We start from the raw sequence: 21,377 nt of genomic DNA on the forward strand, positions 1-21,377 counted from the left end.
AGCTACCAGTCGCCAGCCGCCAGTGAAAGGGCGGACAGTCCTTGACCACCGTCGTTGAGCACAAGCGTCCACTGACAGCTGGCGACTGGCGGCAACGGTGGCTGGTAGCTGGTAGCTGGTGGCTGGTGGCTGATAGCTGCCGCCCCGATTGCCCCGCTCCGAGCGCCGGGCTAACGTGTCGGCATACACGGCGGTACGAGGAACCCGGCATGGCCCTGACCCTGATCCTGACCCTGGTCGGTCTCGCCGGCGGGCTATGGCTGGCGGAGGCCGGGCTCGACGGGCTCGCCGCGCCGCTGATCGGCGCACTGTTCGGTTTCGTGCTCGCCCGCCAGCAGTTGCTCGAGCGGATGCTGCGCGAGCAGCTGGGGCGTGCGACCCCATCGCCCGCGGAGCCCCAGCCGGAACCGGCGCAAGCCCCCGACTCCGAGCCGCTGTCGCTCGACCTGCCCGCCCCGCCGCCAACCCCGCCCCGCCCGACGCCTGCCCCACGCGCCCCCTGGCGCCTGCGCGAGCGCCTGCTCGGTGCCAATCCGCTGGTGCGCATCGGCATCCTGTTGGTGTTCGTCGGCACCGGCTTCCTGATCAAGTATGCGGTCGACCAGCAGTGGCTGCGGCTGTCGCTGGAGCTGCGTCTCGGCGCCATCGCGCTGGCCGCGTTGGGGCTGCTCGGGCTCGGCTGGCGGGTGTGCGCGCGCAATCGCGACTACGGACTGCTGCTCCAGGGCGCAGCCATCGGCATCCTCTATCTCGACGTCCACGGCGCCCATGTGCTTGCCGGGCTGCTCGGGCCCGTGGCCGCCTTCGCGCTGCTGGCATTGATCGCGCTCGTCTGTCTCGCCCTGGCGCTCACCCAGGAGGCGCGCAGCCTCGCCTGGTTCGGCCTGATCGGCGGCTTCCTCGCGCCACTGATCAGCGCCGACGGTGGCGGCGACCCGGTGGTGCTGTTCGGTTACTACGCCCTGCTCGACACCCTGGTGCTGGCGCTGGCCTGGGCGCGCGGCTGGCGCGCGCTCAACCTGCTCGGCTTCGCCTTCACCTTCGTCATCGGCATCGTCTGGGGCGTGCTGCGCTACGAGCCGGCACTGTTCCATCGGGTCGAGCCCTTCCTGATCTACTTCTTCCTCGTCTATGTCGCCGTGACGGTGCTCCACGCCCGGCACCGACCGCCGGGCTCCGCCACCCCGGTCGACGCCACCCTGGTGTTCGGCACCCCGCTGCTGACCCTCGCCTGTCAGCTCGCGCTGGTCGCCCACCTGCCTTGGGGCGAGGCCTACTCGACCCTGGCGATGGGGCTGTTCTATCTCGTCCTCGCCGGCTGGCTGCGACGCGACGGGCATCCTGCCACGACGCTACTCGCCCAGACCTTCCTCGCGCTCGCGGTGATCCTGCTGTCGCTGACCCCGGTCTTCGCCCTCGAGGCCGAACTCACCGCCGGTTTCTGGGCGCTCGAGGGCGCGGCCATGGCCTGGATCGGCGCCCGTCAGGAGCAGACGCGGGTGTTGGTCTTCGCGCTGTTGCTCCAGCTCGGCGCGGCACTGACGCTGCCCTTCGCCGAGACCGCCGCCGACCCGCGCCCCTTCCTCGGCGCCGAGGTGCTCGGCGCGCTGACGATCGCCCTCGCCGGGCTGGTAAGCGCCTACTGGTTCGAGCGTGCCCGCCCCTGGTGCCGCGCCCTGGCGCCCTGGTTGATCGGCTGGGGGGCGCTGTGGTGGCTCGGCGCCGGGGCCGCCGAGCTGTGGCGCCTCGACCCCGGCGCGGTGCTGCCGGCGCGACTCATCGGCTATACCCTGCTCGGCGCGCTGCTCGCCGAACTCGCCGCCACCCGGCTGCGCTGGGCGCGACTCGACGCCCTGCTCGGCGGGCTGCCGCTGCTCGGGCTGGTCGCGCTGGCGGCCAGCGCCGAGCGGCTGGAGCAACCGTTCGGCGCCGGCGGCGCGCTCGCCTGGCCGGCCTTCGTCGCCCTCGGCTATCTGCTGCTGTGGCGGGTCGAGCGCCGCGCACTCGCCCCGCGAATCGGCTGGGGCCTGTTCGCCCAGGGGCTGACGACCCTGCTGGTGCTCGACTGGGGCTGGCTGTGGTGGGCGTTGGTCGCGCACCAGCCCGCCCCCGGCTGGCACGCCGCGGCGCTGGCGCTGCTCCCGGCCGTGGCGCTACTGCTGGCCACGCGGGCGCGACCCTGGCCGCTGACCTGGGCGCGGGTCCATGTCGGCGCGCTCGCCGCGCCGCTCGCGCTCGGGCTGGCGCTCTGGTCGATCTGGTCGACCGGGATCGCCGGCGGTAGCGCGCCCTGGCCTCGGCTGCCGCTCGTCAACCCGCTCGATCTCGTCACCGCGCTGGTGCTCATCGCGCTGTGGCGCTGGTGGCGCGCGCTCGAGACGCACGGGCTGATCGCCCCCGGCGCGCCGGGCCGGCGGGCCGTCACCGCGCTGTTCGGGGTGCTCGGCTTCGGCTGGCTCAATCTGGTACTGCTGCGCGCACTGCACCATGCCTGGGGGGTGGACTACCGGGTGGCGGCGCTGCTCGACTCGGCACCGACGCAGATGGTGCTGTCGGTGAGCTGGGGGCTGTGCGCGGTGGTGCTGTTGCTGGGGGCGCGGCGCTGGCGCTCGCGCGCGCTCTGGTTCGGCGCGGCGGCGGTGCTGACGCTGGCGGTGGTGAAGCTGTTTGCGATCGATCTGGCCGCGCGCGGCGGGGTGGAGCGCATCGTCTCCTTCCTCGCCGTCGGCGGGCTGATGATGGGGATCGGCTGGCTGACGCCGCTGCCGCCGCGCGCGACGACAGCCGACGAGACAGGGCTCAGTCGCCCGTCGTCGCGGACTCGGCAGCCGCCGCCTGCTTGAGTGCGCGGTGGATGACGATGTTGAGCATGCGCAGCGTCGCCGCGATCGAGGCGAACACCTGGTTGGCATGTACCCCGCGGGTGCGTAGCTCGCCCAGGTCGGTCTGCCAGACGATGCTGCACTCGGTGAGGGCATCGGTGCGCCCGCCCTTGGGGATGCGCACCTCGTAGTCGGTCAGCCGCGGCAGGGTCAGGCCGCGCTTCTTCACCACCCGCGCGAGCGCGCTCATGAAGGCGTCGAAGCCACCGTTGCCGCTGCCCACGGCGTTATAGACGTCGCACTCGATACGGACCTTGATGCTCGCGGTCGACTCCAAGTCCATGGTCGAGGCCACCGAGCAGGCAAGCAGCTCGGCATGGTCGTAATCCTTGCTCTCCAGCACCTCGGCGATGATGAAGGGCAGATCCTCGGTGGTGATGGTCTTCTTCGAGTCGCCGAGCTCGATGATACGGCGCAACACCGTCTGCTGCTGCTCCTCGGAGAGCTCGATGTCGAGTCGTTCGAGGTTCTTCGCCAGCGAGGCCTTGCCGGCGAGCTTGCCGAGCGCGTACTTGCGTCGCCGGGCAAAGCGCTCGGGCGAGAGCCGCGAGTGGTAGAGACTGCCCTTGCGATCGCCGTCGGCATGGATGCCGGCGGTCTGGGTGAAGACGTCGGCGCCGACGATCGGCGCGTTGTCGGCGATGCGCTTGCCCGAGAAGTACTCGACCAGCTCGCTGGCGCGGGCGAGATGGGTCTCGTCGATGCCGGTGCGATAGCCGAGCTGATCGCGCAGGTTGACCGCGACCTCGGCCAGCGAGGCATTACCGGCGCGCTCGCCGAGACAGTTGACGGTGCAGTGCAGCGCGCTCACCCCGGCGCGCGCGGCGGCGAGCACGTTGGCGGTGGCCAGGCCGTAGTCGTTGTGGGGGTGGAAGTCGAAGCACAGCCGGGGGAAGCGCGCGACCATGTCGGCGATCGCCGCCTCGACCTGCTCCGGGGTCATCACCCCGAGGGTGTCGGGCAGCATGAAGTGCCCCACCCCGCTGTCGGCGAGCTGCTCGACGAAGCGATAGACATAGTCCGGGGTGTCGCGATAGCCGTTCGACCAGTCCTCGAGATAGAGGTTGACGGCAAGCCCCGCCTCCTGGGCGCGGGCGACACAGGCGCGCACATCACCGACGTGCTGCTCCAGGGTCTTGCCGAGCTGGCCGTGACAGTGACGCTCGCTGCCCTTGGTCAGCAGGTTGAGCACCCGTCCGCCGGCATCACGGATCCAGTCGATGCTGCGCCCCTGGTCGACGAAGCCGAGGACCTCGACCCGCTCGGCGAGTCCGCGCCCCTCGGCCCAGCCGAGGATCTGACGCACCGCGTCGGCCTCGCCGCTGGAGACCCGCGCCGAGGCGACCTCGATGCGATCGACCCGCACCTGTTCGAGCAGGGTCTTGGCGAGATTGAGCTTCTCTGCCGGCGAGAAGGACACTCCCTGGGTCTGTTCCCCGTCGCGCAGGGTGGTGTCCATGATCTGGACATAGCGTTCGGCCGACTCGCTCATGCACCCGCCCCCGTGGCGGCGAGGGTGCGCTCGATCTCGGCCTTGATCGCCTCGACCGTGGCCGGCAGCTCGACACAGCGCTGCTCGCGCTCCATCAACCCCTGCAGCGACGGCGGCAGTGGCGCGCCCTGACCGATCGCCTGCTCGACAGCCTCGTTGAACTTGGCCGGATGCGCGGTGGCCAGGCAGATGGCGTCGTCCATGCCACGCGCGGCATGGAGGCCGACGGCGGTGTGCGGGCAGCAGATATAGCCGTCGCACTCGTAGCTGGCGCGGATCTGCTCCAGGGTCTCGGCGTCGCTCGCGGCGCGGGCGTCGAAGTCGGCGCGCACCCGCGCGTGGCGCTCGGCGTCGAGTTCGATGCGACCGTGCTCACGCAGCCCCTCGAACAGCGCGCGCACCCGTGCGCAGTCGCCGTCGTGGAGGAAGTAGAGATAGCGCTCGAAGTTGGAGGCGAGCTGGATGTCCATCGCCGGGCTGAGGGTGCGGTGGACCTGCGACTCGGCGGCGTAGACCCCGCTGTCGACGAAGCGGGTGAGGATGTCGTTGCGGTTGGTGGCGATCACCAGCCGGCGCACCGGCAGCCCCATGCGGCGGGCGAGATAGCCGGCGAAGACGTCGCCGAAGTTGCCGGTGGGCACGGAGAAGCTGACCGCGCGCTCGGGATCGCCGCCGCTGACCCGACCCCAGGCGTAGAAGTAGTAGACCATCTGGGCGAGGATCCGCGCCCAGTTGATCGAGTTGACCGCGCCGAGGTGGTGGCTGCGCTTGAACGGCAGGTCGCTGAACAGCGTCTTGACGATGCGCTGGGCGTCGTCAAAGGTCCCCTCGACGGCGATGTTGTGCACGTTGTCGTCGAGCACCGTGGTCATCTGGCGCGCCTGGATCGGCGACACCCGGCCCTTGGGGTGGAGGATGAAGACCCGGATGCGCGCCTTGCCGCGCACCCCGTAGATCGCCGCCGAGCCGGTATCGCCCGAGGTGGCGCCGACGATGTTGAGCTCACCGCCGTCACGCGCCAGCAGGTATTCGAAGAGATTGCCGAGAAACTGCAGCGCCACGTCCTTGAACGCGGCGGTGGGGCCATGGAAGAGCTCGAGGATGCGCGCCCCGCCGGCCTCGACCACCGGGGTGACCTCGGGGTGGGAGAAACCGGCATAGGAGCGATCGATCAGCGCGCGCAGGTCCTCGCGCGGGATCTCATCGCCGACGAAGGGGGTGAACACCTCGAGGGCGAGTTCCTGAAAGCTCAACTGCGACCAGGCACGCAGGGTCGCGGCATCGACCCGGGGCAACTCGGCCGGGACCAACAGACCACCGTCGGTGGCCAGGCCCATGGTGACCGCGTCGGCGAAACCGATGGAGGTGACACCCCCGCGGGTACTCAAGTAGTGCATCTCGTTCTCTGTATTGACTGGTTGCTGTAGACGAGCGGGCGCCGGCACCCGCGCGCGGCCTCGGACGTGCGCTCCGTGCAGGCGTCGGGAGACGATGGACGAGACGGGCAGACACCCCGGTGGTGGCGAGGCGGCGTGCCCGGAGCGTGCTCGGGGGAGCGGGCGCGGCGCAATCCGTCCCCTGCTCCCAGCGAACGCCGGGGAAATGGTTGAGAGTAAAAAACCTGGCCACGCTTGGCAACCGTGGCGTGGTCTCGGCCACGATCACCAGCGTGCCGTGATGAATGCTGCACCCGCGTCACAATGATCACCATTGAATCCGATGTCACTTCGAATCGTTGACATTGCGGCAAAGGCAACCAGACAATGCAAAGCGTGCGCCTGAACTGACAGATACGGCACACACACACTAGAAGAAAGAGAATGAGGGGGCATCTGTCGCGGTCTGACCATCGGGCCCGTGCTTGCGCGCGGCTGCCGGTCAACGCCCCGTCACCCCGAGCAATTACGCAATCCACTTGTCGATTACGGAGTGACATCGAAATGACACCTGAAAAACGGGCAGATTACTGGCGGGCGAATCTACGCCTGCTGGCGGTACTGCTGACCATCTGGTTCGTGGTCTCGTATGGGTTCGGGATCATCCTCGTCGAACCCCTGAATGCCATTTCCCTTGGGGGCTACAAGCTCGGCTTCTGGTTCGCCCAGCAAGGCTCGATCTATACCTTCGTGGTACTGATCTTCGTCTATGCGGCGAACATGAACAGGCTCGACAAGAAGTTCGACGTCGGCGAAGAGTAAGGAGCACAGATCATGACGCCTCTTGATATGTGGACCTACGGCGTTGTCGGCGCGACCTTTGCGTTGTACATCGGCATCGCCATCTGGGCCCGCGCCGGTAGCACCGGCGAGTTCTACGTCGCCGGCGGCGGCGTTCACCCGGTTGCCAACGGCATGGCCACCGGCGCCGACTGGATGTCGGCGGCATCCTTCATCTCCATGGCCGGGCTGATCGCCTTCAACGGCTATGGCGCATCCGTCTTCCTGATGGGCTGGACCGGCGGCTATGTGCTGCTGGCGCTGCTGCTCGCACCCTATCTGCGCAAGTTCGGCAAGTTCACCGTACCCGAGTTCATCGGTGATCGTTACTACTCGCAGTCGGCGCGCATCGTCGCGGTCATCTGTCTGATCCTCGCCTCGATCACCTATGTCATCGGCCAGATGAAGGGGATCGGCGTGGCCTTCTCGCGTTTCCTCGAGGTGCCCTACGACACCGGTCTCTATATCGGTATGGGCATCGTCGCCATCTACGCCGTGCTCGGCGGCATGAAGGGTATTACCTATACCCAGATCGCCCAGTATGTGGTAATGATCTTCGCCTACACCGTGCCGGCGGTGTTCATCTCGCTCAATCTCACCGGCAACCCGCTGCCCCAGCTGGGGCTCGGCAGCGAATACATTCAGAACGGTGTCGCCACCGGCATGTCGCTGCTCGACAAGCTCGATCAGGTGGTCACCGACCTCGGGTTCAAGGAGTACACCACCCAGACCATGGGCAACTCCCTGAACATGTTCGCCTACACCCTGTCGCTGATGATCGGCACCGCCGGTCTGCCGCACGTCATCATCCGCTTCTTCACCGTGCCCAAGGTGCGTGACGCGCGCTATTCGGCCGGCTGGGCGCTGGTCTTCATCGCCCTGCTCTACACCACCGCCCCGGCCGTCGGTGCCATGGCGCGACTCAACCTGATGGACACCATCCAGATCGGTCCGATCGGCAGCGTCGAGGGCAACCTGCTCTATGACGAGCGTCCCGAGTGGTTCAAGAAGTGGGAGGAGACCGGCCTGCTGCAGTTCGAGGACAAGAACGGCGACGGTCGCATCCAGTACTACAACGACGCCGAGGCCGAGTTCGCCGCCGAGGCCGAGTCCTACGGCTGGGCCGGCAACGAGATGGTCAAGGTCGACCGCGACATCATGGTGCTCGCCAACCCCGAGATCGCCGGCCTGCCGGCCTGGGTGATCGCACTGGTGGTCGCCGGTGGTCTGGCCGCGGCGCTCTCAACCGCAGCGGGACTGCTGCTGGCGATCTCCTCGGCGATCTCCCACGACCTGCTCAAGGGCGTGATGATGCCGAAGATCTCGGAGAAGAACGAGCTGATGGCCGGACGCGTGTCGATGCTGGTGGCGATCATGGTCGCCGGCTATCTCGGCCTCAATCCGCCGGGCTTCGCCGCCGGTACCGTGGCCATCGCCTTCGGGCTCGCCGCCTCCTCCCTGTTCCCGGCGCTGATGATGGGGATCTTCGCCACCCGGATGAACAAGGCCGGGGCGGTCGCAGGCATGATCGCCGGTATCACCGTGACCCTGCTCTACGTGTTCCAGCACAAGGGCATCTTCTTCGTCCCCGGGACCTCCTTCCTGATGCCCGAGATGGGCATGGGTCAGGACTGGTTCTTCGGGATCTCGCCCAACGCCTTCGGCGCGGTCGGCGCGGTGGTCAACTTCACCGTGGCCATCATCGTCGCCAAGCTCACGGCACCGCCGCCGGAGCACATCCAGCACCTCGTCGAGGACGTGCGCATCCCGCGTGGCGCCGGCGAGGCCGGCGGCCATTGATGGACGCCGCGCTCAATCCCTGAGCGTTGACTCAAGCCCCGCTTCGGCGGGGCTTTTTCGCCCTGTCGCGGCATCCTGCGACAGGGCGGCCCAGCACGGACACCGACAACGCCGGGCCGGCGCACGCCGCCAACCACCCGGCCGAGCCACTCAGATCACGGGCACGGGACATCGACCATGGACATCGAACTGATCGAGATCCAGGAATTCCTCGCCGGCCGGCCGCCCTTCGACCAGCTGCCCGAGGAGGCGCTGGTACAGCTTCCGCGCCGCCTCCAGGTACGCTATTTCCGTCGTGACAGCGCCTTTCCGCCGGAAGACGAGGACAGCCCCCGGCTCTATATCCTGCGACGCGGCGCGATCGAGCTGCGCAACGACGATGACGAACTGATCGGCAAGCTCGCCGAGGGCGATCTGTACGACCTGCGCTGTCGCGACGACGGCGATCACTACCGCGCCACCGCCGTCGAGGACACCCTGGTCTACGCCCTGCCCTGCGGTGAACTACAGGCGTTGCGCGAGCGCCATGCCGGCTTCGCCGAACACTTCGAGCAGTCGATCTCCAACCGCCTGCGCAAGGCCCTCGACGTAGTGTGCGACACCCCGCCGGCGGGCACCGGACTGATGACGGTACGGGTGCGCAGCATGATCAACCGCGCACCGATCAGCACCGGCCCGGAGACCAGCATCCGCGAGGCGGCGGGGATCATGTCCGAGCACCGCGTCTCCTCGCTGCTGATCATGGAGGGCGAGCACCTGGCGGGGATGATCACCGATCGCGACCTGCGCAGTCGCTGTCTCGCCGCCGGGCTGTCGAGCGAGCGACCGGTGCGCGAGATCATGACCGAGCGACTGCACAGCATCGAACCCGACACCCTGGGCTTCGAGGCACTGCTGACCATGACCCGGCTCAACGTCCATCACCTCCCGGTGATCGAGCGCGGGCGGGTGATGGGACTGGTCTCGAGCACCGACCTGACCCGCTTCCAGAGCGCCAACGCCGTCTATCTGGTCGGCGACATCCATCGCGCCGAGTCCCTCGAGACCCTGGTGGAGATCGGCTCGCGCATCCCCGAGTTGCAGGTCCACCTGGTCACCGCCGGGGCCACCGCCAACCAGACCGGGCAGGCGATCAGCACCATCACCGACGCCATCACCCGGCGCCTCCTAAAGCTGGCCGAGGCCGAACTCGGCGCGCCGCCGGTCCCCTACTGCTGGATGGTCGGCGGCTCCCAGGCCAGGCGCGAGCAGTCCTCGCACTCCGATCAGGACAATGCCCTGCTGCTCGCCGACGAGGCCGGCCCCGAGCACGACGCCTACTTCGCCGCACTCGCCCGCTTCGTCAACGACGGTCTGCACGCCTGCGGCTTCATCTACTGCCCGGGCGACGTGATGGCCTCCAACCCCAAGTGGCGCCAACCACTGCGGGTCTGGCACGACTATTTCGCCACCTGGATCGTCAAACCCGAGCCACTGGCGCTGATGCTCGCCAGCGTGTTCTTCGACCTGCGCCCGCTGCACGACCCGGCGGGCCTGTTCGAGCCGCTGCAGCAGCGCATGCTCGAGCGCACCCGCGCCAACCGCATCTTCATCGCCTACATGGCCGCCAACGCACTCAAGTACCGCCCGCCGCTCGGTTTCTTCCGTAACATCGTGCTGATCCACGGCGGCGACCACGACCATACCTTCGACATCAAGCATCGCGGCACCGTGCCGATCATCGATCTGGCGCGGGTCTATGCGCTCTCGGCCGGACTCGCCGAGACCAACACCCGCGAGCGACTACGCGCGGCGGCCGAGTGCGGCGCGCTGAGCCGCGACGGCGCGGCCAATCTGGTCGATGCCTCGGAGTTCATCGCCACCCTGCGCATGCGCCACCAGGCCCATCAACTGCGCAACGGCACCAAGGCCGACAACTTCCTCTCGCCCGACGAGCTCTCGCCGCTCGAACGCGGTCATCTCAAGGACGCCTTCCTGCTGATCAACACCATGCAGGAGTCACTCGGACAACGCCATCAGGCGGGCCGCTTCACCTGAGGACGCCGGATGCCAGGACTGATCGAATGGCGCCGGCGCTGGCGACTGCGCCGCGCGCCCCAGGGGCCGCTGCGCGAGCACCTCGCCCAGCCGACGCCACGCCCACGCACCGACTGGCGCGAGGTCGAGTATCTCGCGGTGGACCTCGAGACCACCGGACTCGATCCGCGCAACGACCAGATCCTCAGCGTCGGCCATGTGGTGGTACGCGGCGCGGCCATCGACCTCGCCACCGCGCGCCGTCATCTGGTGCGCGTCGGCGGCGCGATCCCCGAGGCCAGCGCGGTGATCCATCAGATCACCGACGATCAGGCGGCCTGCGGCGGCGAGCTCGAGCCGGTCCTCGCCGAGCTGCTCGCGGCGCTCGCCGGACGGGTGCTGATCGCGCACCACGCCAGCATCGAGCTCGGCTTCCTGTCGAGCGCCTGCAGACGACTGTGGCGCCAGGGGCTGCTGACCCCGGTGGTCGATACTCAGGTGCTGGCGCATCGCACCTTCGAGCGTCGCCAGATCCCCTTTCGCGGCTCGGACCTGCGTCTCTACGCGCTCTGCGACCGCTACAACCTGCCCCGTCACGGCGCCCACGACGCGCTCGGCGACGCGCTCGCCGCCGCCGAGCTGTTCCTCGCCCAGGCGGCCTACCGCGACGACGGCAAGGGGGTGGCGCTCGGCACCTTTCTGTGCTGAGTCCGGGACGAGACAGTGGCGAGGCAGAGAACACGAAAGGAACATGACATCGCGCAAGGGTCCACGATCGTCATCCGCGCTGGAGCACATGACAGACGCGCCCCAGCGAATGGCTAGATGCCTCAGGTGTGACCGTTTACCATGTGCCCACAACAAGACGCCGGCCTCACGGTATCGACGCTGCTTCAAGCAGTTCGCCGGCACCGAATCACCCTACAAGAAGAGACCACGATAAGAGGAGACGACATCCATGTCGGAGCAAAAGGTCTATCCAGTGCCGGCGGAGACTGCCGCCAACGCCCACATCGACGCTGCCACCTACGAGGCGATGTATCGACGTTCCGTCGATGACCCCGAGGGTTTCTGGGGCGAGCACGCCGAGCAGTTCGTCACCTGGTTCAAGAAGTGGGACAGCGTCCTCGACTACAGCTACCAGGCCGACGACCTGCACGTCGAATGGTTCAAGGGCGGCAAGCTCAACGTCACCTACAACTGCCTCGACCGCCATCTCGACACCCGTGGCGATCAGGTCGCCATCATCTGGGAGGGCGACGACCCCAACGAGGATCGCAGCATCACCTATCGTGAGCTGCACGAAGAGGTCTCGCGGCTCGGCAACGCGCTCAAGGCGCGCGGCGTCGAGAAGGGCGATCGGGTGTGCATCTATCTGCCGATGATCCCCGAGGCGGCGGTGGCGATGCTCGCCTGCGCGCGCATCGGCGCCGTGCACTCGATCGTCTTCGGCGGCTTCTCGCCCGACTCGCTGCGCGACCGCGTGCTCGACTCCGAGTGCAAGGTGGTGATCACCTCCGACGAGAGCGTGCGCGGCGGCCGTCACATCCCGCTCAAGCGCAATGCCGACACCGCGCTGCAGGAGTGCCCCAACGTCGACACCGTGGTGGTGGTGCGACGCACCGGCGGCGAGGTCGAATGGGTCGAGGGTCGCGACATCTGGTACCACGAGGCCATCGCCGCGGCCGCGCCGACCTGCGAGCCGACCGAGATGGACGCCGAGGACCCGCTGTTCATCCTCTATACCTCAGGGTCGACCGGCAAGCCCAAGGGCGTGCTGCACACCACCGGCGGCTACCTGGTCTATGCCGCGATGACCCACAAGTACACCTTCGACTACCAGGAGGGCGAGGTCTACTGGTGCACCGCCGACGTCGGCTGGGTCACCGGTCACACCTACATCGTCTATGGTCCGCTGGCCAACGGCGCCACCTCGCTGATGTTCGAGGGCATCCCCAACTACCCCGACATGTCGCGCTTCTGGCAGGTCGTCGACAAGCACCAGGTCAACAGCTTCTATACCGCGCCCACGGCGATCCGCTCGCTGATGCGCGCCGGCGAGGAGCCGGTCAAGCAGACCTCGCGCAAGTCGCTGCGCATCCTCGGCTCGGTCGGCGAGCCGATCAACCCCGAGGCCTGGGAGTGGTACTACCACATCGTCGGCGAGGAGCGTTGCCCGATCGTCGACACCTGGTGGCAGACCGAGACCGGCGGTCATCTGATCACCCCGCTGCCGGGCGCCACCGCGCTCAAGCCGGGCTCGGCCACCCGCCCCTTCTTCGGCGTGGTGCCGGCGCTGGTCGATCCCGCCGAGGGTACCCCGATCGAGGGCGAGGGCGAGGGCGCGCTGGTCATCACCCGTCCCTGGCCGGGGCAGATGCGTACCGTCTACGGCGATCACCAGCGCTTCATCGACACCTACTTCAAGCAGTACCCGGGGTACTACTTCTCGGGTGACGGCGCACGCCGCGACGCCGATGGCTACTACTGGATCACCGGACGTATCGACGACGTGCTCAACGTCTCCGGCCACCGTCTCGGCACCGCCGAGATCGAGTCGGCGCTGGTGCTGCACCCGCACGTGGCCGAGGCCGCGGTGGTCGGCTACCCCCACGAGGTCAAGGGTCAGGGCATCTATGCCTATGTCACCCCGATGGCCGGGGTCGAGCCGACCGATGCGCTGAAGAAGGAGCTGGTCTCGCTGGTGCGCGGCGAGATCGGCCCGATCGCCATCGTCGACCTCATCCAGTGGGCGCCGAGTCTGCCGAAGACCCGCTCGGGCAAGATCATGCGCCGCATCCTGCGCAAGATCGCCGCCAACGAGATCGACTCGCTGGGCGATACCTCGACGCTCGCCGACCCGACCGTGGTCAACGAGCTCATCGACGGCCGACTCAACCGCTGAGGACCGCCGCCGAGGCGCATGGACGCGCCGCGCCCGGGAGCACCGGGCGCGTTCGGGGCGGCGTCCGGGAACACGATTGCCGGACGCCGTCTTGATTCATTCGAGCAAACACCACACCATCGGTCCGTCTGCCCAGTTGGACGACCGCCCCTCGGGGCACGACCCCAGCCCCTGCGCTGTGACCCGATGCACCCGGGTGCCAGGCACCCTGGAAGCATCCCCGAGCCCGCGGAGGTGACTCGGGGGCGGATGGCGTCTTGCCGTCCCGAACCAGCCGCGCCCTCACCCGGCATCACGGTCACAGGCCTCCAGCGGCCTCTCACCGCAGCGGGTCGTCCACCATACCCTCGCCGCTTTGCAGGGCGACTTCACGGATGCACCCAAGCGCCGTGCCCGGCGTCCACGAAGGGACTCAGCACTCACACCTGAGACCATTCAAACAGTTGGTCGAGACAACGAGCAAACCATCCAACATGAGCCCACAACCCAGGGTCGGTGTCTTCATCGACGCGGAAAACATCCGCTACAACGGCGGCTACCAGATGCGCTACGATGTGCTGAGACGGTTTGCCGCGCGCGAAGGAGGGAGACTGCAGCGCCTCAACACCTATATCGCCTATGATATCGAGCGCGCGGACAAGGATGGTGACGAGGACTACAAGCGCAAGTGTCATGAGTACCATCAGCTGATCCGGGAGTTCGGCTACAAGGTCAACCTCAAGCACGTGCGTCACTATCGCGACGAAGACGGCAACATCACCAACAGCAAGGCCGATGCCGATCTCGACCTGGCTGTCGATGCCATGCTGCAGGCCGAGCGACTCGACCACATCCTGCTGGTCACCGGAGACGGCGACTTCCTCCCGCTGGTGCGGGCACTGCAGAACCAGGGGTGCCGGGTCGAGCTGATCGGCTTCAAGCACATCTCGGAGGAGCTGCAGCAACAGGTCGACGCCTTCTACTCAGGCTTTACCATCCCCGACCTGCTGCCGATCCACTACGAGAAGGACAATCAGTGGGGCGAGGCCGGCTCGTGCGTGCGCGGCGTCTGCGTCAACTGGCTGAAGGACAAGGGCTACGGTTTCATGCGGGTACTCAACCGGATCTCCGCCGATCTGTGGGTCACCGACACCCGCAACCCACAATCCCCCTATAGCTCGGTGTTCTTCCACAAGAGCGAGGTCGATCACGGGATCGAGGACAGACACCTGATGAGTCGGGATTTCGTGTTCGAGTTCTACCTCCAGCCGAGCGAGCAGAAAGACGGCCTGATCGCAACCAACATCAGGGACGCTTACAAGGTCAACCAGGACCACAAGAACAAGTGATCCCGCGCCCTCCCGCCCGCCACCAGCCTCGTTCGCCGCACCGTCCGAGCACGCGCGGGCGACGGTGCCACCATCCCATCGGAGCCTCGATCCCATGTCGCTAGATGCCGCCAACGTCAAGCTCTCGGGACTGGCCTTGCGTCTGGTCAGGGACGAGCTGCTCAGCGAGCAACAGGCGACCGACGCCCAGGAAGAGGCGATCCGTCAGCGGCGGACCTTCGTCGGCCACCTGGTCGGCCAGGGGCTGCTCTCGAGCCGGGCGATCGCGGTTGCGGCGGCACACGAGTTCGGCGTCCCCCTGCTCGACCTCGGCTCGGTCGAGGTCTCCGAGCTGCCGACCAATCTGGTCGACGAGCGACTGATCCGCAAACACCACGCACTGCCGCTGTTGCGGCGCGGCAACCGGCTGTTCCTCGCCGTCTCCGACCCCACCAACGACCAGGCGCTCGAAGAGATCCGCTTCAACACCGGGCTGGCCACCGACGCGGTGCTGGTCGAGGAGGACAAGCTCCAGGCGGCGATCGACAGCGCGATCGAGGCCCAGGACACGACCATGAGCGAGATCATGGACGCCGACCTGGAAAAGCTCGAGATCGCCCCGGACGAGGACGAGGAGCGCGACGACGGCAGCGAGGCCAATATCGACGAGGCGCCGATCGTGCGCTACGTCAACAAGATCCTGGTCGACGCCATCACCGCCGGGGCCTCGGACATCCATTTCGAGCCCTACGAGAAGTTCTTCCGTGTGCGCTTCCGCCAGGACGGCATGCTCCAGGAGGTGGCCAACCCGCCGCAGACCATCGCCAACCGCCTGATCGCCCGACTCAAGGTGATGTCGCGGATGAACATCGCCGAGCGGCGCATTCCCCAGGACGGGCGCATCAAGCTCAAGCTCAGTCGCTCGCGCGACATCGACTTTCGCGTCAACACCCTGCCCACCCTCTACGGCGAGAAGGTGGTGCTGCGTATCCTCGACTCCTCCTCGGCACAGGTCGGCATCGATGCGCTCGGCTTCGAACCCGAGCAGCGCGACACCTTCCTCAAGGCGATCAAGAAACCCTACGGCATGATCCTGGTCACCGGCCCGACCGGTTCGGGCAAGACCGTCTCGCTCTACACCGCGCTCAACATCCTCAATGAGCCGGATATCAACATCTCCACCGTCGAGGATCCGGTCGAGATCCAGGTGCCTGGCATCAACCAGGTCAACATGAATCCCAAGACCGGGCTGACCTTCGCCGCGGCGCTGCGGGCCTTCCTGCGCCAGGACCCGGACATCGTCATGGTCGGCGAGATCCGCGACCTCGAGACCGCCGAGATCGCCGTCAAGGCCGCCCAGACCGGCCATCTGGTGCTCTCCACCCTGCACACCAACGACGCCCCCCAGACCCTCACCCGTCTGGCCAACATGGGTGTGGCGCCATTCAACATCGCCTCCTCGGTGCTGTTGATCATGGCCCAGCGACTGGCGCGCCGGCTCTGTCTGCACTGTCGCGAGCCGCACGAGTTGCCGCCCGAGGCGTTGCGCGCCGAGGGCTTCAGCGACGAGGAGGTCGAGGCCGGGCTGACCATCTACAAGCCGGTCGGCTGCGAGCGCTGCACCAAGGGCTACAAGGGGCGCGTTGGCATCTTCCAGGTGATGCCCATCTCCGAGGAGATCAGCCGGCTGATCCTCGAGGGCGGCAACTCGATGCAGCTCGCCGACCAGGCGCGGCGCGAGGGCGTCGCCGATCTGCGCAAATCGGGGCTGCGCAAGGTCAAGAACGGTCTCACCAGCCTCGAAGAACTCAACCGCGTCACCAAAGAGTAAGCACCCATGGCGCTGGCAGCGAAACAGAAACCCAAGCCCCCCCAGAACAAGGCCAAGGACAAGGAGAAGGCCAGCGTCTTCCTCTGGGAGGGGGTCGACCGCAAGGGCGCCCGCATCAAGGGCGAGAGCCGCGCAGCGACGATGAACCTGGTGCGCGCCGAGCTGCGCCGTCAGGGCGTCAACCCGACCAAGGTGCGCAAGAAGCCCCAGCCGCTGCTCGGCGCCCGCAAGAAGAAGATCACCACCGCCGACATCGCCGTGTTCACCCGCCAGCTCGCCACCATGATGGCCGCGGGCGTGCCCCTGGTGCAGGCCTTCGACATCGTCGGTCGCGGTCACGACAACCCCTCGATGCAGGACATGATCCTGGCGATCAAGCAAGACATCGAGAGCGGCACCGCGATGGCCCTGGCGCTCGGCAAGCATCCGCTCTATTTCGACGATCTGGTGTGCAACCTGGTCGCCGCCGGCGAGCAGGCCGGCGTGCTCGACGTGCTGCTCGACAAGATCGCCATCTACAAGGAGAAGACCGAATCGATCAAGGGCAAGATCAAGAAGGCGATGTTCTATCCTGCGGCGGTGATCGCCGTGGCGGTGATCGTCACCGTGGTGATCCTGCTGTTCGTCATCCCTCAGTTCAAGGACCTGTTCTCGAGCTTCGGCGCCGATCTGCCGGCCTTCACCCTGCTGGTGATCAGCCTCTCCGACCTGTTGCAGCAGTGGTGGTGGGCGGTGTTCCTCGGCCTCGGCGGCGCCGGCTACGGCTTCGCCGCGCTCTATAAGCGCAGCCGCGGGCTGCGCGAGGGGATCGACCGACTGGTGCTGCGCATCCCGGTGATCGGCCCGATCCTCAACAAGGCCGCGCTGGCCCGCTTCGCCCGTACCCTCTCGACCATGTTCGCCGCCGGCGTGCCGCTGGTCGACGCACTCGAGTCGGTCTCCGGGGCCACCGGCAACATCGTCTACCAGGACGCGGTGCTGAAGATGCGCGAGGAGGTCGCCACCGGTCAGTCGCTGCAGCTGGCGATGCGTCAGCGCGACCTCTTCCCCCACATGGTGATCCAGATGACCTCGATCGGCGAGGAGTCGGGCGCGCTCGACACCATGCTCGGCAAGGTCGCCGACTTCTACGAGGAGCAGGTCGACAACGCCGTCGACAGCCTCAGCAGCCTGCTCGAACCCATGATCATGGTGATCATCGGCGGCCTGGTCGGCAGCCTGGTGGTGGCCATGTACCTGCCGATCTTCAAGCTCGCCTCCGTCGTCTGATCCCGTGGCGACGCCCCGGCGTCGCCTCTCCCGACCCGCCCCAGCAAGGACTCGACCATGCCCTGGCTAGAGCCATTCCAGCAGTCCCCCATGCTGCTCTATGTCACCGTCACGCTGCTCGGACTGATCCTCGGCAGCTTCCTCAACGTCGTCATCCTGCGTCTGCCACGGATGCTCGAACACGAGTGGCGCGCGCAGTGCGCCGAACTCGCCGGCGAGTCCGACGACGCGACACCGCCGCCCGGACTGGCACGCCCTCCATCGAGCTGTCCGCACTGCGGTCACCGCATCCGCGCCCACGAGAACATCCCGCTGCTGAGCTTCCTGCTGCTGCGCGGACGCTGCAGCGCCTGCAAGACGCCGATCGGTTGGCGCTATCCGGCCGTCGAGCTGCTCACCGCGTTGCTCGGTCTCGTCGCGGCGCTGCACTTCGGCGCCAGCGTGCAGCTACTCGCCGCGCTGGTGCTGACCTGGGGCCTGGTCGCACTGGCGGTGATCGACCTCGACACCCAGTTGCTGCCCGACCGCATCACCCTGCCGCTGCTGTGGCTCGGGCTGATCCTCAGCCTGTTCGGGGTGTTCACCGATGCCCAGGCGGCGATCATCGGCGCGGCGGCCGGCTACCTGCTGCTGTGGAGCCTCTATCACGCCTTTCGGCTACTCACCGGCAAGGAGGGCATGGGCTATGGCGACTTCAAGCTGCTGGCCCTGTTCGGGGCCTGGCTCGGCTGGCAGGCGTTGCCCCTGGTGATACTGCTCTCGGCGGTCTCCGGGGCGCTGATCGGTGGCGTGCTGATCGCGCTGCGCCGCCAGGGGCGCGACAGCGCCATGCCCTTCGGTCCCTTCCTCGCCGTCGCCGGCTGGGTCGCACTGCTGTGGGGCGAGCAGATCACCGGCGCCTACCTGCGCCTCAGCGGACTGGGATGAGCGCCATGCTGACCATCGCCCTCACCGGCGGCATCGGTAGCGGCAAGAGCACCGTCGCCGCGCAGCTCGAGCGACTCGGCGCCGGCGTGATCGATGCCGACCACATCTCCCACGCCCTCACCCGTGACGACCCCGAGACCCTGGCGGCGATCGCCGCGACCTTCGGTCGCGAGATGATCGCCGCCGACGGCAGCCTGGATCGCGCCGCGATGCGCGCGCTGGTGTTCTCCGACGCCGAGGCCCGCCAGCGGCTCGAGTCCATCCTGCACCCGCGCATCGAGGCGCGGATGTGTGCCGAGCGCGCCGCGCTGCGCACCCCCTACGCGGTGCTGGTGATCCCGTTGCTGTTCGAGACCGGACAGCAGCGTCTCGCCGATCGGGTGCTGGTGGTCGACCTCGCCGAGTCGGCACAGATCGAGCGCGTGCGGGCGCGCAGCGGCCTTGCCGACGACGAGATCGCCCGCATCATCGCCGCGCAGATCCCGCGCGCCCGTCGCCGCGCGCTCGCCGACGACCTGATCGACAACAGCGGCGACCCGCAGGATCTCGCCGAGCAGGTACGGCATCTGCATCAGCGCTATCTGACGCTGACCGCCGGGAAGAGCGACTTGCAAAGCGGTTGAGCGCGACCTAGCTTTGCTCACGCCACGTGCAAGGCAGGGAGTCTCACTCAAACCGACACGCACCGGAGGGAAGCATGCGCATCAACCCGCGTCTCGTGCTGTCCATCGCCACCGCCACACTCGTGCTCGGGGCCGCCCCGACGAGCCATGCCGCCTCGGCCTGCAAGGGTCTCGACAAGGGCGCCTGCGAGCGCAAGGGCGAATGTCACTGGGTCGATCCCTATACCCGCAAGGACGGGGTCAAGGTCTCCGGTCACTGCCGCACCAGCGGCAGCGGCAAAAATCAGGGGACGAGCAGCGGCTCGGGCGCGCGACCGGCCAGTTCGTGACCACGCCCCCGGTGCGATCCTGATCCGTCGCAAAGGAAGCGGGTATCGCACCGCTCGAGCGTCCGCAGCGGGGTCGATTTGGTGTAGGCTCCACGCCTATCGATCCCGTTGCGGCAAGATCCGAGCACTTGTCCAGCCTCCCTTGCCCAGAAAACCCAGATTGGAGCCAGCAATGCGCGTTTCCGGACGTCCGAACAGCGACCACCCGCTCGAACAACACGGCCTCTACAACCTCAACGCCGTCCATTGGAACCTCCCCACCGCGGAGCTCTACGAGCAGGCGCTCGCGCGCTACGAGGGCCAGGTCGCCCACATGGGTCCGCTGGTGGTCCGCACCGGCCATCACACCGGACGCTCGGCCAACGACAAGTTCATCGTCGAGGAGGCGGGCAGCCGCGACGACATCTGGTGGGGCGATGTCAACCGCCCGATCGACATCGAGCACTTCGACCTGGTCCATCATCGTCTCGCCTCCTACCTGCAGATGAAGGACGTCTACGTCCAGGACTGCTTCGTCGGCGCCGACCCCAACTACCGGCTGCCGGCGCGCGTGATCACCGAAAAGGCCTGGCACAGCCTGTTCGCGCGCAACCTCTTCATCCAGCCCAAACCCGAAGAGCTGGAGCACTTCGCGCCCGAGTTCACCGTCATCGCCGCGCCGCACTTCCACTCCATCCCCGGACTCGACAAGACCAACAGCGAGACCTGCATCCTGGTCAACTTCGAGAAGCGCCTGGTGCTGATCGGCGGCACCAGCTATGCCGGCGAGATCAAGAAGTCGCTGTTCACGGTGATGAACCACCTGATGCCGGGGCGCGGCGTGCTGCCGATGCACTGCTCGGCCAACATCGGCGAGGACGGTCGCACCGCGCTCTTCTTCGGTCTCAGCGGCACCGGCAAGACCACCCTCTCGGCCGACGCCTCGCGCACCCTGATCGGTGACGACGAGCACGGCTGGAGCGACGAGGGGGTGTTCAACTTCGAGGGCGGCTGCTACGCCAAGATGATCCGGCTCTCGGCCGATGCCGAGCCCGAGATCCACGCCACCACGCGCCGCTTCGGCACCGTCCTCGAGAACGTCACCATGGACATGGAGACGCGCCGGCTCGACCTCGACGACGACTCGCTGACCGAGAACACCCGCGGCGCCTATCACATCAGCGCCATCCCCAATGCCAGCGAAACCGGCATGGGCGGACACCCCGACGCCATCCTGTTTCTCACCTGCGACGCCTTCGGCGTGCTGCCGCCGATCTCGCGGCTGACCCCGGAGCAGGCGATGTATCACTTCATCTCCGGCTACACCGCGCGCGTGGCCGGCACCGAGAAGGGCGTCACCGAGCCCTCGCCGGTGTTCAGCGCCTGCTATGGCGCGCCCTTCATGCCGCGCCACCCGCAACGTTACGCCGAGCTGCTCGGCAAGCGCCTGGCCGAGCACGGCACCCAGGTCTGGCTGATCAACACCGGCTGGAGCGGCGGCCCGTATGGCGTCGGCAAGCGCGTCGCCATCCCCCACACCCGCGCCATGGTGCACGCGGTGCTCGATCGCAAGCTCGAGGGCGTGGCCACCCGTCCCGACCCGATCTTCGGGCTCAACATCCCCGAGAGCTGCCCCGGGGTGCCGACCGAGATCCTCGACCCGCGCGCCACCTGGTCCGATCCGGCCGCCTACGATGCCCAGGCACGCAAGCTCGCCGGGATGTTCCGCGACAACTTCACCAAGTTCACCGACGAGGTCGATGCCGCGATCCTCGCCGCCGGCCCGCAGGCGGGCTGATCG

General features: G+C 67.6%; 15 protein-coding genes. 13 read left to right on the top strand and 2 right to left on the bottom strand.

Annotated elements, in window-relative coordinates; all coding sequences use genetic code 11:
• The first annotated feature begins 209 nt into the window (after window positions 1–209).
• Window positions 210–2,843: a DUF2339 domain-containing protein gene (locus EBL84_RS12725; RefSeq protein WP_123141158.1), complete on the top strand. Its 2,634-nt coding sequence runs from the start codon at window positions 210–212 to the stop codon at window positions 2,841–2,843.
• On the opposite strand, the gene EBL84_RS12730 is transcribed toward EBL84_RS12725, so the two are convergent.
• Window positions 2,800–4,374, bottom strand: coding sequence for an alpha-isopropylmalate synthase regulatory domain-containing protein (locus EBL84_RS12730; protein ID WP_123141159.1), 1,575 nt, complete (start codon window positions 4,372–4,374; stop codon window positions 2,800–2,802). The two genes, EBL84_RS12725 and EBL84_RS12730, sit on opposite strands and share 44 nt — an antisense overlap.
• Window positions 4,371–5,771: a threonine synthase gene (thrC, locus tag EBL84_RS12735; protein WP_123141160.1), complete on the bottom strand. Its 1,401-nt coding sequence runs from the start codon at window positions 5,769–5,771 to the stop codon at window positions 4,371–4,373. The genes EBL84_RS12730 and thrC overlap by 4 nt, the downstream gene beginning before the upstream one ends.
• Window positions 5,772–6,314: 543 nt before the next feature.
• Between thrC and EBL84_RS12740 the strand changes: the two genes are divergently transcribed.
• The 12 genes from EBL84_RS12740 to EBL84_RS12795 all read left to right on the top strand — a co-directional run bounded on the left by EBL84_RS12740 (window position 6,315) and on the right by EBL84_RS12795 (window position 21,374).
• A complete protein-coding gene (locus EBL84_RS12740; RefSeq protein ID WP_123141161.1) occupies window positions 6,315–6,572 on the top strand; it encodes a DUF4212 domain-containing protein in 258 nt (85 codons plus the stop codon).
• A 12-nt stretch (window positions 6,573–6,584) separates the two neighbouring features.
• The gene (locus EBL84_RS12745; RefSeq protein ID WP_123141162.1) at window positions 6,585–8,390 is read left to right on the top strand and encodes a sodium:solute symporter family protein; all 1,806 of its coding nucleotides are present in this window, start codon (window positions 6,585–6,587) and stop codon (window positions 8,388–8,390) included.
• Window positions 8,391–8,567: 177 nt separating this feature from the next.
• Window positions 8,568–10,427: a DUF294 nucleotidyltransferase-like domain-containing protein gene (locus EBL84_RS12750; RefSeq protein ID WP_123141163.1), complete on the top strand. Its 1,860-nt coding sequence runs from the start codon at window positions 8,568–8,570 to the stop codon at window positions 10,425–10,427.
• 9 nt (window positions 10,428–10,436) lie between these two features.
• Window positions 10,437–11,114, top strand: coding sequence for a 3'-5' exonuclease (locus tag EBL84_RS12755; protein WP_123141164.1), 678 nt, complete (start codon window positions 10,437–10,439; stop codon window positions 11,112–11,114).
• Window positions 11,115–11,364: 250 nt separating this feature from the next.
• Window positions 11,365–13,311, top strand: a complete 1,947-nt coding sequence (acs, locus tag EBL84_RS12760; RefSeq protein ID WP_123141165.1) for an acetate--CoA ligase — start codon at window positions 11,365–11,367, stop codon at window positions 13,309–13,311.
• Between the two features lie 473 nt (window positions 13,312–13,784).
• The gene (locus tag EBL84_RS12765; RefSeq protein ID WP_123141166.1) at window positions 13,785–14,639 is read left to right on the top strand and encodes an NYN domain-containing protein; all 855 of its coding nucleotides are present in this window, start codon (window positions 13,785–13,787) and stop codon (window positions 14,637–14,639) included.
• A 94-nt stretch (window positions 14,640–14,733) separates the two neighbouring features.
• Window positions 14,734–16,449, top strand: coding sequence for a type IV-A pilus assembly ATPase PilB (pilB, locus tag EBL84_RS12770; protein ID WP_123141167.1), 1,716 nt, complete (start codon window positions 14,734–14,736; stop codon window positions 16,447–16,449).
• Window positions 16,450–16,455: 6 nt separating this feature from the next.
• On the top strand, window positions 16,456–17,718 hold the full coding sequence (locus EBL84_RS12775; RefSeq protein ID WP_123141168.1) for a type II secretion system F family protein: 1,263 nt from the start codon (window positions 16,456–16,458) through the stop codon (window positions 17,716–17,718).
• A 57-nt stretch (window positions 17,719–17,775) separates the two neighbouring features.
• A complete protein-coding gene (locus EBL84_RS12780) occupies window positions 17,776–18,645 on the top strand; it encodes an A24 family peptidase (protein WP_123141169.1) in 870 nt (289 codons plus the stop codon).
• The gene (coaE, locus tag EBL84_RS12785) at window positions 18,642–19,268 is read left to right on the top strand and encodes a dephospho-CoA kinase (RefSeq protein WP_123141170.1); all 627 of its coding nucleotides are present in this window, start codon (window positions 18,642–18,644) and stop codon (window positions 19,266–19,268) included. Before EBL84_RS12780 ends, coaE begins: the two co-directional genes overlap by 4 nt.
• Window positions 19,269–19,342: 74 nt before the next feature.
• Window positions 19,343–19,597 carry a hypothetical protein gene (locus EBL84_RS12790; RefSeq protein ID WP_123141171.1) on the top strand — a complete coding sequence of 85 codons (255 nt, stop codon included), beginning with the start codon at window positions 19,343–19,345 and terminating at the stop codon, window positions 19,595–19,597.
• A gap of 172 nt (window positions 19,598–19,769) precedes the next feature.
• The gene (locus tag EBL84_RS12795; RefSeq protein WP_123141172.1) at window positions 19,770–21,374 is read left to right on the top strand and encodes a phosphoenolpyruvate carboxykinase; all 1,605 of its coding nucleotides are present in this window, start codon (window positions 19,770–19,772) and stop codon (window positions 21,372–21,374) included.
• Window positions 21,375–21,377 lie beyond the last annotated feature (3 nt).

It is taken from the genome of Marichromatium sp. AB31, from assembly GCF_003718685.1.
Taxonomy (GTDB): Bacteria; Pseudomonadota; Gammaproteobacteria; order Chromatiales; family Chromatiaceae; genus Marichromatium; species Marichromatium gracile.